At 59.0% G+C, this 13117-nt stretch carries 13 protein-coding genes; 7 read left to right on the forward strand and 6 right to left on the reverse strand.

Annotated elements, in window-relative coordinates:
- The first annotated feature begins 36 nt into the window (after nucleotides 1-36).
- Nucleotides 37-969 carry an SDR family oxidoreductase gene (locus F0M18_RS10215; protein ID WP_188109676.1) on the forward strand — a complete coding sequence of 311 codons (933 nt, stop codon included), beginning with the start codon at nucleotides 37-39 and terminating at the stop codon, nucleotides 967-969.
- Nucleotides 970-1023: 54 nt separating this feature from the next.
- Here the strand turns inward: F0M18_RS10215 and F0M18_RS10220 are convergent, their stop codons facing one another.
- From F0M18_RS10220 to F0M18_RS10235, 4 genes are all read right to left on the reverse strand, one after another.
- Nucleotides 1024-1770, reverse strand: a complete 747-nt coding sequence (locus tag F0M18_RS10220) for a sulfotransferase (protein WP_149611331.1) — start codon at nucleotides 1768-1770, stop codon at nucleotides 1024-1026.
- A gap of 175 nt (nucleotides 1771-1945) precedes the next feature.
- Nucleotides 1946-2698 carry a hypothetical protein gene (locus tag F0M18_RS19955; protein WP_188109677.1) on the reverse strand — a complete coding sequence of 251 codons (753 nt, stop codon included), beginning with the start codon at nucleotides 2696-2698 and terminating at the stop codon, nucleotides 1946-1948.
- Nucleotides 2699-2720: 22 nt separating this feature from the next.
- Entirely contained in the window at nucleotides 2721-2912 is a 192-nt protein-coding gene (locus F0M18_RS10230) for a YgaP family membrane protein (protein WP_149611332.1), read from the reverse strand.
- A gap of 94 nt (nucleotides 2913-3006) precedes the next feature.
- On the reverse strand, nucleotides 3007-3627 hold the full coding sequence (locus F0M18_RS10235; RefSeq protein ID WP_149611333.1) for a Crp/Fnr family transcriptional regulator: 621 nt from the start codon (nucleotides 3625-3627) through the stop codon (nucleotides 3007-3009).
- A gap of 127 nt (nucleotides 3628-3754) precedes the next feature.
- Between F0M18_RS10235 and F0M18_RS10240 the strand changes: the two genes are divergently transcribed.
- The gene (locus F0M18_RS10240; protein ID WP_149611334.1) at nucleotides 3755-4561 is read left to right on the forward strand and encodes a DUF6502 family protein; all 807 of its coding nucleotides are present in this window, start codon (nucleotides 3755-3757) and stop codon (nucleotides 4559-4561) included.
- A 2-nt stretch (nucleotides 4562-4563) separates the two neighbouring features.
- Nucleotides 4564-6348, forward strand: a complete 1785-nt coding sequence (locus F0M18_RS19960) for a DUF5666 domain-containing protein (protein WP_188109678.1) — start codon at nucleotides 4564-4566, stop codon at nucleotides 6346-6348.
- 124 nt (nucleotides 6349-6472) lie between these two features.
- Here F0M18_RS19960 and F0M18_RS10250 read toward each other — a convergent pair whose 3' ends face one another.
- Nucleotides 6473-7225: a hypothetical protein gene (locus F0M18_RS10250; RefSeq protein WP_149611335.1), complete on the reverse strand. Its 753-nt coding sequence runs from the start codon at nucleotides 7223-7225 to the stop codon at nucleotides 6473-6475.
- Nucleotides 7226-7682: 457 nt separating this feature from the next.
- Between F0M18_RS10250 and F0M18_RS10255 the strand changes: the two genes are divergently transcribed.
- The 4 genes from F0M18_RS10255 (at nucleotide 7683) to F0M18_RS10270 (ending at nucleotide 12301) form a co-directional block, all read left to right on the forward strand.
- Complete coding sequence (locus tag F0M18_RS10255; protein ID WP_149611336.1) at nucleotides 7683-9776, forward strand: PQQ-dependent dehydrogenase, methanol/ethanol family; 2094 nt, start codon at nucleotides 7683-7685, stop codon at nucleotides 9774-9776.
- Between the two features lie 7 nt (nucleotides 9777-9783).
- Entirely contained in the window at nucleotides 9784-11253 is a 1470-nt protein-coding gene (locus F0M18_RS10260) for a flavin-containing monooxygenase (protein ID WP_149611337.1), read from the forward strand.
- Nucleotides 11254-11403: 150 nt separating this feature from the next.
- On the forward strand, nucleotides 11404-11745 hold the full coding sequence (locus F0M18_RS10265) for a hypothetical protein (RefSeq protein ID WP_149611338.1): 342 nt from the start codon (nucleotides 11404-11406) through the stop codon (nucleotides 11743-11745).
- Nucleotides 11746-11797: 52 nt separating this feature from the next.
- Nucleotides 11798-12301 carry a hypothetical protein gene (locus tag F0M18_RS10270; protein ID WP_149611339.1) on the forward strand — a complete coding sequence of 168 codons (504 nt, stop codon included), beginning with the start codon at nucleotides 11798-11800 and terminating at the stop codon, nucleotides 12299-12301.
- 81 nt (nucleotides 12302-12382) lie between these two features.
- On the opposite strand, the gene F0M18_RS10275 is transcribed toward F0M18_RS10270, so the two are convergent.
- Complete coding sequence (locus tag F0M18_RS10275) at nucleotides 12383-13072, reverse strand: hypothetical protein (protein WP_149611340.1); 690 nt, start codon at nucleotides 13070-13072, stop codon at nucleotides 12383-12385.
- Nucleotides 13073-13117 lie beyond the last annotated feature (45 nt).

Below are 13117 nucleotides of genomic sequence, written 5' to 3' on the forward strand. Positions count from 1 at the left end.
GCTCCTTTCTCTTGAATGTTCCGGCGGAGTAGTGAAATGAAAAACAGCATACTGATACTGATGGCAACGCTGATCATGCCCTTGTTGGCGCAGGCAGCGGAGCGCCCGGCCGTGCTGATCACCGGTGCCAGCTCCGGTATTGGCGAGCGCACCACGCAACTGTTGGCGAAAGAGGGTTTTCACGTCTATGCAGGCGCGCGGAAACAGGCCGACCTCGACAGGCTCGACGCCATGGAAAATGTTGATGCCGTGCGCCTGGACGTCACCGTGCCCGCCGATATCGAGGCGGCTGTCGACCAGGTGCGCAAAGGCGGCCGCGGCCTGTTCGCCATCGTCAACAACGCCGGTGTGGCCATTCTCGGGCCGCTGATCGAGGTCGAGGAGTCGCAGCTGGACTTCCTGTTTGACGTGAATATCTATGGCCCCTACCGCATAACCAGGGCCTTTGCGCCACTGCTGATAGAGAGCGAGGGTCGGGTGGTGAATATGAGTTCGATTTCCGGCGTGCTCTCCGGTGTGCTGTCCGGCCCCTACAGCATGAGCAAGCACGCGCTGGAAGCCTACAACGACTCCCTGGCGCTGGAAATGGCCCGGGTGAACATCAAGGTCATCGCCATCGAACCGGGCAACTTTGCCTCCCGGATCGGCGCCAGTGCGGTAAGGAAGGCGAAGGAAAGCGGCCTCGACTACGAGGGCTCGCTGTTCGAGAAAGAGCTGGAAGCCGGCATGCAGCGCCTGGCCAGCCGGGATGCCATGGCAGATCCCATAGCGGTAGCAAAAGCGGTGCAGCAGGCACTGGTAAGCGAGCAGCCCAAGGCACGCTACATGGTAGTGCCGAACCAGCGCGAGGCCGAGGTCACTATCAGGAAGCTGCTGCAGGAAACCGTGGAAATGAACCATGAACAGCCCTACAGCTATGACCGCGATGCGCTGGTAAAGATGCTGGACGAGGCACTGCAAGCGCTCTGATGCTGGCAATCATTGAGGCAGGTCGTGCGGCTTGTGAAAGCGGCGATTTGCCGGTCAACCCGGCTTCAGGAAGCCCTTCAGGAACGTCTTGACCCGTTGTACGGGGCTGGACTCGAAGTTGGCGACGGCGTTCCTGTCAAAACCAAGATCCTCTGCCTTGAGGGTAATATCCAGGAGTTCGCTGATCTCCGCAGCCACTTTGCCCGGCGCAGACTCGTATTCGGCGTAGTCGATGGTCAGGTGTGGAATGTCATGTTTTGCCAGAATGCGCGCTGCGGACTCACGGTGTTCATCAATACGCTGCCTGATAACAGCCTCTTCCATCGCCACCGTAACGTGCCAGTCGTCCGCGACCCGTTGAAAGCTGCGGAAGATCTCTCCGGCATCGCGAGTGACATGGAGCACGCGGGTGGTTTCCCGGTCCAGCAGTGGCCACCAGTAGTCGAGGGTGTAGCACAGTCTTGGGTCTTTCCACAGCCAGGGGCTCTGCCGCTCGAATGACTCGACGAACTGCATATGATGTGGCAGCGGCTCCAGCCGGGCAATGTGATCGACCTGCCCTGGTGTGATTGCTTCATGGAACCAGGTGTTGTCGGGACGGAATCCGGTAAGAGAGAGTATCTCTATATTGTTGTCCATCAGCGCGCGCGATTCCCAGTAACCACTCGGGTTGTACTTGTTGGGCTTCTGCAACGCGTCCGCGCTGGAACCGGCCACCGTGTAGCCCTGCCTCGCCAGTATCGAGGCGGCCAGGCTGGTGCCCGATCGAGCCATTCCAAGAATTACGGCGTTCTTCTTCATCCCACCTCGCAGTCCGTTACATATCTATAGCACGTATCTGCAGAGAGATGGGCATCGGTGTTGCTGAAAGTGTCGGCTATCCGGCCACTGTAGAGTGGCAGCACGACAGTTTCGGGGCAGGCCAGCGGCCCACCCCGAGTTGTCAGCAGGGACTCAACTACTCACTTCCCTTCTGTCAGTCGTCCGAGTCATCCGAGTCATCCGAGTCGTCGGAGTCATCCGAGTCATCTGAGTCGTCTGAGTCATCCGAGTCATCGGAGTCATCCGAGTCATCCGAGTCATCCGAGTCGTCGGAGTCATCCGAGTCATCTGAGTCGTCTGACTTGCGGTCATAGTTGCTCAGCTTTGGTTCTTCCTTGAGCTTGGCTACCTCTTCCCCTGCCGGGATAAACACGCCCAATTCTGTGTTCAGCAGGTCGGAAGCTGCCTGCGTGAGCGCCAGGACAATGGTGCCCGTTGCGAGCCTGCCACTGCGCGTCACCCTGAAGTCGCTGCTGTCCGCCATTACGTCGAAAAGCACCTGCCGGCCGACAACATTGCCGTCGACTTCCACCATGCCCGATACTTCAACGGCGCTTTCGCTGGCTTCCAGTACCAGGTTATGGAACTGGACGTTGGAGCCGTCCAGCGCTGTGAAGCCGAACCCGCCGGCGTGATTGATCTCCCCGAACACGCCTGCGAGGTCAATCACGCCCCCGCTGACGGGGAGTCGGAGTTTCAGATAGGGCGCATCTTTACGCGACAGTATTTTCGCTGGATGCGTGGCATCTGCCTCCAGGCTGGCCATGCGGATTGCCTCGGCAAAAGAGGTTTTCAGCAAGAGCGTGCTCAGTCCGGCATTGCTCTTCAACTGGTACACCGGGCCTGCCATGGCGCTGGCGGAAGCCAGGCCAAGTACGACTGCGGATCCTGCAACAAATTTTTTCATTTCTGGTTTACCTCCCAGGTGGTCAGCTTCTTTCCAGGGGGCATGTGTTCCAGCCAAACAGTTTGTAGACCGGGCAGAAGCCGATCAGTCCTGTCAGCAAGGGCACAATGCCAATCAGGCCCCACATGGTCTGGGGTCCGATTACGACGAGGCTCAGAAGCACAACCCCGGCGATCACTCTCAAAATCCTGTCTAGTTTTCCTTCATTTTTCATCGATCTATCTCCCGTGAATGGTGGTAGCGTCGATGCATGGTCGCATTGCCAGCCCTGGCTATTCAGTGATTAAGTCACTTAGCACCTGCTTTTTTCAAAGCACTCCCTGCAGTGCGGCTCTATCAATCACTTTGACCCGCCCGCGGGAGACTTGCGTCCAGCCCAGGTTGCTGAACTCCCTCAGGTGCCGGCTTATGACTTCTCTCGCTGAGCCAATTTCCAGGGCAATCCCCTCCTGGGTGGACGACACCACATCGTTTTCGTCTGCATGCAAGAGGAGATACTGGGCGAGACGGTATTCGATGGATTCAAGCGTTACCTGTTCAATCAGGCTGATCAGGCCCGAGAGCCGCTGCCCGAAACTCTCCAGCACAAATGTGCGAAAAGCCTCGGATTGCGCCATGAGTTCATTGAAGTCTGATTTCGGGATCGCCACGGCGGTAACGCTGGATTCGACAATGGCCTCAGCCGGATAGCGGCTCCCCGACAGGATGCAGGACGTCGTCAGAATGCAGATGTCGCCCGGCCTGACGCGATAGAGCACGACTTCCCGGCCGCGGGGCGAGCGCGCAAAAACCTTGATTTCCCCCTCGGAGACTATGTAGTAGTGGTCGCATGACTCCCCTTGCCTGAACAGCATGGCCCCCGCGTCAACGCTAACCTCCCGGGCTGACCCGATGGGGAATGGAAACCTTGCCGTGAAGTTTTCGTGCATGATTTTTCCTACGCTGGAAACGGGCCCCCTGGCAATTCAACGGTTGGACTTCAGCGCTGGTCAGGGCAATGCAAATAACGTTTTTACCCGATTGCAATTAACTTAATTTGGGATTATATTCCCAATTATGGATATGTCAATACACAACTCGCTGCACGAGGCCGCGTTAAAAATCTTGCGGCCGCTGGTGCGGGTATTGCTGAAACACGGTGTTTCCCACGGCATTGTCGCGGAATTGTGTCGACAGGCCTTTGTCGAGGAGGGCTTTGAGCACATGGCCCGTGCCGGTCGGCGGCCAACGGTTTCCGGTGTGTCGGCACTGACGGGCTTGAGTCGTAAAGAGGTGAAACGCCTCAGCGAAACAGATGGCTCGTCTCTGCAGATTGCCGAGAAACGCCGCAACCGGGCAATCCGGGTCATCAGCGGCTGGGTCAACGACAAGCAGTTCCAGAGCGATGGCGAGCCCGCTGCACTGCCGCTGGAGGGCAGTGGTGCCAGCTTTGCTGAACTGGTGAGAATACACAGCGGCGATGTCACACCGGCGGCCATGCTGTCGCTACTCGAAGACAGCGGGAACGTGCGGGTAGACGACGGGAAAGCCGTGTTGAAGAAGAAGGCCTTCATTCCGCTGGATACATCGCTGGACCTCCTGAATATCCTCGGCACGGACACCGCGGAACTGATCGACACCATCAGCCACAACATGATGGCTGCCCCTGAAGAGAGGTTGTTTCAGCGCAAGGTGTCTACCTCGCTGATAGACAGGGAGGCATTGCCGGAGTTCCGCGAGTTATCGAGCCGTCGCTCCCAGGCGCTGCTGGAAGAGTACGACGCCTGGCTGGCGGAGCACGAGATTACCGATCAGGAAAACCAGGAGTCGGCATACGTTGCTATCGGTATTTATTACGTAGAGCATTTTGAGCAGGAGATTTAGCGATGAAAAAGTTCAAGCAGAAGGCGCTTCCGGCCGCTATCGTCTCACTGTCACTGGGCGCGTGCGGCGGCGGCAGCAGTGGCGGTGGTGACAGCATTGCCGATATTGGTGGCGGCCCTGTTGAAGGTATCAGTGGCAGTGGAGCGACCAGTTCCGGAACCATCGATGGCTTCGGCAGCATTTTCGTCAACGGGATAGAGTTCGAAACCGGCTCCGCGGAAATACTCATCGATGGTGAGCAGGCCGGCGAGGACGAACTCGGCATTGGCATGGTAGTACTGGTAAAGGGAACTGTTAATGCTGACGGCACCACGGGTACCGCGCAACGCGTTATCTTTGATGAAGAAGTGGAAGGCCCGGTTACTGCGATCCTCTCGGGCCAGGACGATGACACCAAGCTGCTGACTATTCTCGGTGTCGATGTGATCGTCGAGCGCACCGGGACCGTGTTCGAAGGGGTGACTTTTGACACGCTGGCTATCGACGACGTGTTGGAGATCTCCGGCTTCCCTGAGGGCGGTAACAACCTGAGGGCCACGCGCGTAGAGAAAAAATCCGCGTTTCAGCCGGGCCAGACAGAGGTTGAGGTAAAAGGTCGCGTTAGTGGGCTGGGTGATAACCGGTTCAGCATTGGCGAGCTGGAGGTCGATTTCGGCAACGCGGACCTCTCGGATCTCGGTAGCCAGGGCTTGAGGAATGGGCTGGTTGTCGAGGTGAAAGGTACATTGGACGGGCAGGTGATTACCGCCCTGCGTGTGCAGCGTGAAGACGCTATTACCGACGTGGTGGAGGCCGAAGACGATTTCAGCGTGCAGGGACCAATAACCGGCTTTTCCAGTCGCGCCGATTTCTTTGTCAACGGTGTGAGAGTCAATGCCAGCAATGCTCGCCTGAAGCCTTCCGGGTTGAAGCTGGCTGACGGCGTTATCGTTGAAGTGGAAGGAGCCTGGAACGGCACCCGGCTGGCGGCGCAGGAAGTCGAGGCACGGCGAGGCCGGGTTGAGGTTGAAGCTGCCGTATCGAGCGTGGATGGAAACAGCATCACGCTGGCGCTGTTCGGTGGCACGATTACCGTGCAGATCGATTCACGAACGCTGCTCGATGATGATACTGATCGAGTCAGTACGCTGACACTGTCCGATATCAACACCGGGGATTTTCTGGAAGTAGAAGCCATTCTGAACGCTGGTGAACTCGTTGCTACCCGGGTTGATCGGGATGAGCACGATGATGACGTCCTGCAAGGGCCGGTAGACAGTTTTAATCCGGGTGTTGATATCACACTGCTGGGGATAACCTACGGCGTATCCGGCACAGAGTTTGAGGACCGCAGGGAAGTCTCCATTACCGCGGAAGAGTTCTTCGCCCAACTGCAGATCGGTGACCTTGTCAAAGTGAAAGACGAAGAGGTCGCCGACGGCATTGCTGACGAGATCGAGTTCGAGTTCGAAGACCGGCCGGACGGCGGTTATGAATTCGATGACGATTCCGATGATTCAGACGACTCAGACGACTCAGACGACTCAGACGACTCAGACGACTCAGACGATTCCGATGATTCAGACGATTCCGATGACTCAGACGATTCCGATGATTCCGATGATTCCGATGATTCCGACGACTCAGACGACTCAGACGACTCGGACGACTCAGACGACTCAGACGACTCAGACGATTCAGACGATTCAGACGATTCAGACGATTTAGACGATTCAGACGATTTAGACGATTCTGATGATTCAGACGATTCTGATGATTCAGACGACAACTCGGGCCCAGGTAGCTAGCGCGACCTTCAGTCTCTGTTGGCCCCTGGGTATTGGTAGCCAGGGCCCGCCTGCAATGATGTCACCTGCCGCTACAGTGGGCGATGCTCGGCTAAATCCGGTGATAGCCTGAATCGCCAAATCGCTAGTTACTGAAATCCACCGGGTAGTGCCTGCCAAACTCCGACCTGGCCGCGGCGTGATCAATGCCTCGTCCCCAGTTGAGAATGGTAAAACCCTCTTCCCGAAGTGATTCCAGGGCCGGCAAGCTGCCAGAGAATACTGATTTGCGAAATCCTGTGGCGAGTTCAGGGCGGATGCCGGCATCATGCCATTGTCGAAGCAGGTAGGTCGGTTCGAACAGTAGCCGTTTGCGATTCCACGTCTCCGGGATGCGCTCTAGTGATTCCCTGCGAATCACCCGTGGAGTGTGCAGAACGGGGTTCGGAGCATAGATGTTCTGGCATCGAAAGAAGCTGAGCGTTTCCCAGAGCCAGTTGTCCCAGTTGCTGAGCTTCTCATTGGGTCGTTTCCGTTGCCTGTGCCTTATCAGCGGGGTTTCGAAAGTGCTCACCGGGTCCGCCAGTGGACGCAGCAGCAACATGTCATCATGCCACCAGATCCATGCCGGAAAGTGACGGGCGAAGATTTCTTGATGTTCCCACAGGCGTAGTATCTTGTTCGCGCGCTCGGAATGAGACCAGTCGGTGATGGTGTGAATGGCATTCTGCTTTAGCCACGGTGCTGGCGGAAGCTGGCTTGTTTCTGTGAGCAGCACGACGGGCCAGTCCCCGAGGTGGTGCCTGATCGCCCCCACGACAACCGGCAGGTAGTCATGTTCCTTGGGTCGATAGCTGATGGCAATGGGTGGCAGGCTGGTGGGGAATGCTTTATTCATGCTGGTCTGGCGCTGGCGATTTGTCTTCCATTATAGACTCGCTCAAAACTGGCAACATATGTTTACCGTTTTCCTCTCCAGCGGATCCCCCACCTCCAGCCCGCACCTGTTGCGCGCACCAGGGCCGACCCACACCGGTGCTCCAGGATTGCCCTCCAAGCGGATGCAGTAATTCCAGGGCTTGTCAGGTTGGTTCTCCCGATACCCGGGTCTGTACCGAAATCCGACCCGTGACGACCCGGATATCCCAAGCGACAGTGCGAAAGGACGCTATGTTTAACCACTCCGTGTTTTTGTTATCGCAGGCCGGTCATCGCTGGCGTGGACGCTGTCAGCACGCTGCAGCAAGCTGCTATTCTGTGGCCGGACAATAACAACGACCCGATGTGATTCGATGCGTAATACAACGCTTGCGACAGTAAGCAGGGCGGTTCTCGCCGCATGTTGCCTGGTTTGCATGACCCAGCTCTCTGCTGCCCCCGTCACCCACGACCGCCTGTTGCGCGCCGCCGGCGACGCGGACGAATGGCTAAGTCATGGCCGTGACCTGGCGGAAACCCGCTTCAGCCCGCTCGACCAGGTCAATGTCGACAATGTTGCGCAGCTGGGCCTGGCCTGGTCCTACGATTTTCCCGATACACGCGGCCTGGAAGGTACGCCGCTGGTAGCGGACGGCGTGATGTATGTGACCGGGAACTGGAGCGTGGTGCACGCCCTGGATGCGGTCACCGGCGAGCGGCTGTGGGTATACGACCCCGGTGTACCCAGGGAGCGCGCCGCCACCTTCTGTTGCGGTGTGGTCAATCGCGGCGTCGCCCTGTGGCAGGACACCGTGTTGCTGGGCACCCTGGATGGCTACCTGGTGGCCATCGATCGCGAGACCGGGGCCGAACGTTGGCGCACCCTCACCATCGATCCGGCCGGCTACTATGCCATTACCGGTGCGCCGCGGGTGGCGAATGGCGTGGTGGTTATTGGTAACGGCGGCTCAGAGTTTGGCGTGCGCGGCTATGTTGGTGGTTATGATGCCGACACGGGCGAACAGCTGTGGCGCTTCTACACCGTGCCGGGCAATCCGGCGGACGGCTTCGAAACACCGCAGATGGAGCTCGCCGCCGCCACCTGGACCGGTGAATGGTGGACCATGGGCGGCGGAGGCACGGTCTGGGATTCGCTTGCCTACGACCCGGAACTGGATTTGCTGTACGTGGGTGTCGGCAACGGCGGGCCGCATAATCGCGATATGCGCAGCCCGGGGGGCGGCGACAACCTGTTCCTGGCATCTATTGTCGCCCTGCGCCCGGCCACCGGCGAGTACGTGTGGCACTACCAGCAGAATCCGGGCGAGACCTGGGATTACACCGCCACACAGCAGATGATACTGGCAGACATTCCCTGGCAGGGAGCCAGTCGGAAAGTACTGATGCAGGCTCCGAAAAACGGTTTCTATTTCATCCTGGACAGGGAGACCGGGGAATTGCTTTCTGCGGAACCCTTCGTTCCGGTCAACTGGGCCAGCCACTACGATATGGCGACGGGCCGCCCCGTGGAAGACCCCGCCGCGCGCTACGAAGAAGCGCCCTTCATGCTGCGGCCCAGTGGGCTGGGCGGTCACAACTGGCACCCCATGTCATACAGCCCGCAAACGGGCCTGGTGTATATCCCGGCGCTGGATTTCGCCGCGCCCATGGAGCGGGAAGAGGAGTTCAGCTGGTTCGATGGTCACTGGAACCTGGGCTATAAAGCGCCGTACTCGCCACTGGGCAAGCTGCTGAGCCAGGCCCTGCTGCGACGCATGATCGACAGCTACCTGCTGGCCTGGGACCCGCTGCAACAGCGCGAGGTGTGGCGCGTCCCCAACCCCGAGCTTGGCGGTGGCGGCGTGCTGTCCACCGGCGGCGGGCTGGTATTCCAGGGTATCGCCGACAACGCGTTCAAGGCCTACCACGCGGAGACCGGCGAAGAGTTATGGTCCTTCGATAGCCAGCACGGCATCGTTGCCGCCCCGATCAGCTACCGGGTGGGCGGGCGACAATACGTGACGGTGATGGCCGGCCAGGGAGGCGGCTACAGCCTGGCTACCGGTGTCGAGCGTATACCGGCGTCACCCAAACGGCGGGTGCTGACCTTTTCCCTGGATGGTAGTGCGCTGCTGCCGGCGTATGAACTTCCCGCGGGCCGTGAACAACCGCCCGCCGCCAACGCTGACGCTGATACGTTGCAGCGTGGCGGTGAAGCCTACAACCGCTTTTGCCTGCGTTGCCACGGTGCCGGCGCGGTATCCGATGGCAGTATCCCCGACCTGCGCAAACTCGATAATCACTGGTACGAGCAGTTCGACGCTGTGGTGCTGGGCGGCAGCATGGCGGGCCTGGGCATGCCGCGTTTCGATGACGTGCTCACGCCTGAGCAGGCCGCGGACATCAAGGCCTACGTGTTGGACCGGGCCGGGGAAGAGTGGGAACTGCAGCAGGATGCGCGCTGGTGGCTGGCGCTGAAGCGATGGGTTGCCGACAAGGTGGCCATGGTTTTGCTTTTGTTCATCGACTGAAACCCAAGTGACCGAAAAAACGGAGAACACCATGGACCTGAATATCGCGATTATTGGCGCCGGCCCTGCCGGCATCGCTGCGGGCCGGGAACTGCTGCAACAGGGCTTTAACCGCTTCACGATCTTCGACGCCCTGGATGCGCCCGGTGGTACCTGGCGCCTGCACTCCTACCCCGGTCTCGCCTGTGACGTCTGGGCGCATTCCTACAGTTTCAGCTATGCCCCCAACCCCGACTGGTCGGCCAACTTCGTCGGCTACGCGGAAATCCAGGCGTACCTGGCGCGCTGTGCCACCGAGTTCGGCCTGGACCCGCACCTGCAGCTGAATACGCGCATCACCGCCGCCCGTTACCTGGGTGAGGCGGGGTGGGAGCTCGAGCCAGAGAGCGGCGAGCCACAGCGCTTTGATGTGGTGATCAATGCCATGGGCAACCAGCACACACCGCTGTATCCGGACGTTCCCGGCATGGACAGTTTCCAGGGAGCCAGTTTTCACGCCACGCGCTGGGATCACGATGTCGACCTCACCGGCAAGCGCGTGCTGGTCGTCGGTTCCGCTGCCAGCGCAGTGCAGATCGTACCCGAGATTGCAAAAGTCGCCGGCCATCTCACCGTACTGCAGCGATCCGCCAACTGGATCATGCCGCGAAACTGGAAGCCCTACACTGAAAAGCAGCATCGCCGCTGGCATCGATTCCCATTCCTGATAGGTCTCATCCGTAAACTGCAGTCCGCCATGATGGGCCAGGTGGAGTATGCGGTAACGCTGGGTCACAACCGCATGGGGCAGTTCGAGAACCGGGTTAAAAAGTTTATCGAAAGCAGTATCGATGACCCGGAAGTGCGCGCAGCACTGGTGCCGGATTCACGCTATGGCTGCAAGCGCGGCCTGGTTTCAGATGATTTTTACCCGGCGCTCAATCGGGACAACGTGGAGTTGATTGCCTCGGGCCTGCAGCAGGTGACAGCCACCGGGGCCATAACCGAAAACGGTCGGGAACTCGACGTCGACGTCATCATCTACTGCACCGGTTACCGCATTCTCGATTATGACCGCATTGATGTGGTGGGCGAAGACGGGCAGCACCTCGCTGATTTTATGGCGGACGACCCGCGAGCCTACAAGGGCATATCCGTGCCCGGGTTCCCCAATTATTTCTTTGCAGTCGGTCCCAATGGGCTGGTACTCAATGTCTCGTACTTCAAGTCAGCGGAGAAAAGTGTCGAGACTATCGTGCGCCTGCTGTCGGACATGCGTGACCGAAACCTGCATGCGATAAATGTCAAACCCGAATCGCTGGACCAGCACGTCGACTGGATGTCCGGGCGATTTTCGCGCTTCTCCTGGGGCGCCAGCGACTGCCACAGCTATTACCGCAATGCCTCGGGGCATGCTCCTTTCCTGTTCCCGGGGAACTACAAGGAATACTGCGCGGTGATGGATGCAACCGGACTTGATGCCTACAGCGCCAGTTAAAATCGCACCCGGATTTTCCGGGTAGCAGCTTCTGTGAGTGGCCGCGAGCGGCCACATTTGCCTTGCCCATCCTCGGCAAGCTCCTCTAATTCCTGTGATCTGCCCGACGATGTGTGTCGTAGCAATTTTAAAGCAACCGAGGAGGAAGTTATGGAACTCGCACTTGAGACATTTCGAAAAACCGCCCGGCAAAGCCCGTCGGACCCGATAGGCATTGCGTCCTTCAAGGTCGACGAAGACACGTACAAGATGCTGGAAAAGCTGGAGAACAGGCTAAAAGACGAGGGCTCTCGCGAGCTCTTTCACGAGGTACATCCGCGTGAACTCGAGCTCGATATGCCGGACAAGTGTGGCGAGATCAGCGACTGCAAGCTGCGTCTGTACCTCGACGCGGAGTCCGGTGCAGGGCACTTTCACGTCGTTGCCGAGGAGCAACACAACGGCAACCTGATCTACACAGAACCAACTATGATCAGGATGGTTGCCCTCTGACCCGGCGCACGCGTTTTTTGAAACCCGTAAACGAACTGGATCGGAGGCAACAATGAAGCAACGCTATTTTTTCTTTATGGACGATGTGTCGGCAACGACCAGCGTGATCGATGACCTCAAACAGCTGGGCATGTCGGAAGATGACCTGCACGTCATAGGCAACGATGCCATGGCGCTGCAGCCGTTACCCGAGCCCGACATCACCCATCGCAGCGACGTGGTGGACGCGGCCAAACGTGGCGCTGCAACGGGCGGCGCCATCGGCCTGGTGGGCAGCATTGTCGCTGTCACCGTGCCGGCGGCGGGCCTGACCCTTGGCGGCGGAGCGATTCTCGCCGGTACAGCCCTGGGTTCGGCACTCGGCACGTGGTTCAGCACACTGGTCGGTGTGAGTGTGCCGAACCAGGACGTCGAGGATTATCGCGGCCGAATCGAACGCGGCGAGATCATGGTGATAGTGGACTGTGAGCCCGATGAGCAACCGCAGGTCGCTGCGCTGCTGGAGCAGAAGTATCGCGAGAGCGTGTTACTGGAAGGCAACCTGGACGCGGCGTAAGCGCATCCAGCCGGGCCAGCGCTCATTCCCCCGACATAAGCGGAAGCGCAAAATGCTCTCAAGGCCGTACGTGGCCGCGTTTCAATTTTCAAACCCCCTGGCGCCATAGTCAGGGCACTCGACGACAGGCTCCATGGGTTCCTCGGCCGCAGTTTTTGCGCTGGATATACGCCAGCACTCGTCGAATATCGAGCAATAGCAGTAGGTCAGCTCGACCGCACCGCTGTACACCGCTTTCTGCATTGAGCGGGCGAGCTCGGCATATTCTGTCTGGAAGGCGACAACGGCATCGCCCGGTGCCAGAACGCGTCGACTGACATCGCTCTTGCCGAAGTGGGTGCCCAACTCTGCCTCTTTATCCAGTAGTAGCTCGGTCAGTGATTGCCAGTTCGGCATCGCCTTGCCCTGGTGAGTCAGCTGCATGCTGCGCATGCGAGCGGGGCCCACGCCGACGTTCTCCAGTGACAGGTGAAAGAACGCGGAATCGGCATCGCCGCCGTCCTTTATCATGAACTGCACATAGGGCCAGACCGTCGCCGCCGTTTGCTGGCGCACTGCCTGGGACTCCGTGAGTGCCGCGTAGAGGGCGACGGCGCCGGTGAAAACGCCGGCTACGGAGAGAATGGTTTGCCAGAAGGTGAGGCGCAGAAATGTGCGTTCAATACCGGCGATAGCCCCGGATACGGGTGGTGATGTGTTATCTGCGCGCTGTTCGCTGCCCGTTGGTCGCTGCAGCGCCTCTGTCTCATTGCTGTCCTGGTCTTTTTCCACGAGGCAGACATCCTGGAAGTGATCGAGTGTAGGCAGATATTAACT

The organism is Pseudohalioglobus sediminis, from assembly GCF_008370495.1.
In the GTDB taxonomy this organism is placed as follows: Bacteria; Pseudomonadota; Gammaproteobacteria; order Pseudomonadales; family Halieaceae; genus Halioglobus.

What these genes read in the sequence shown, in the direction of transcription:
- F0M18_RS10255 (WP_149611336.1), top strand. Translation starts at nt 7,683, where the DNA reads ATGACCCAGCTCTCTGCTGCCCCCGTCACCCACGACCGCCTGTTGCGC.
- F0M18_RS10240 (WP_149611334.1), top strand. Translation starts at nt 3,755, where the DNA reads ATGGATATGTCAATACACAACTCGCTGCACGAGGCCGCGTTAAAAATC.
- F0M18_RS10235 (WP_149611333.1), bottom strand. Translation starts at nt 3,627, where the DNA reads ATGCACGAAAACTTCACGGCAAGGTTTCCATTCCCCATCGGGTCAGCC.
- F0M18_RS19960 (WP_188109678.1), top strand. Translation starts at nt 4,564, where the DNA reads ATGAAAAAGTTCAAGCAGAAGGCGCTTCCGGCCGCTATCGTCTCACTG.
- F0M18_RS10230 (WP_149611332.1), bottom strand. Translation starts at nt 2,912, where the DNA reads ATGAAAAATGAAGGAAAACTAGACAGGATTTTGAGAGTGATCGCCGGG.
- F0M18_RS19955 (WP_188109677.1), bottom strand. Translation starts at nt 2,698, where the DNA reads ATGAAAAAATTTGTTGCAGGATCCGCAGTCGTACTTGGCCTGGCTTCC.
- F0M18_RS10265 (WP_149611338.1), top strand. Translation starts at nt 11,404, where the DNA reads ATGGAACTCGCACTTGAGACATTTCGAAAAACCGCCCGGCAAAGCCCG.
- F0M18_RS10220 (WP_149611331.1), bottom strand. Translation starts at nt 1,770, where the DNA reads ATGAAGAAGAACGCCGTAATTCTTGGAATGGCTCGATCGGGCACCAGC.
- F0M18_RS10270 (WP_149611339.1), top strand. Translation starts at nt 11,798, where the DNA reads ATGAAGCAACGCTATTTTTTCTTTATGGACGATGTGTCGGCAACGACC.
- F0M18_RS10215 (WP_188109676.1), top strand. Translation starts at nt 37, where the DNA reads ATGAAAAACAGCATACTGATACTGATGGCAACGCTGATCATGCCCTTG.
- F0M18_RS10250 (WP_149611335.1), bottom strand. Translation starts at nt 7,225, where the DNA reads ATGAATAAAGCATTCCCCACCAGCCTGCCACCCATTGCCATCAGCTAT.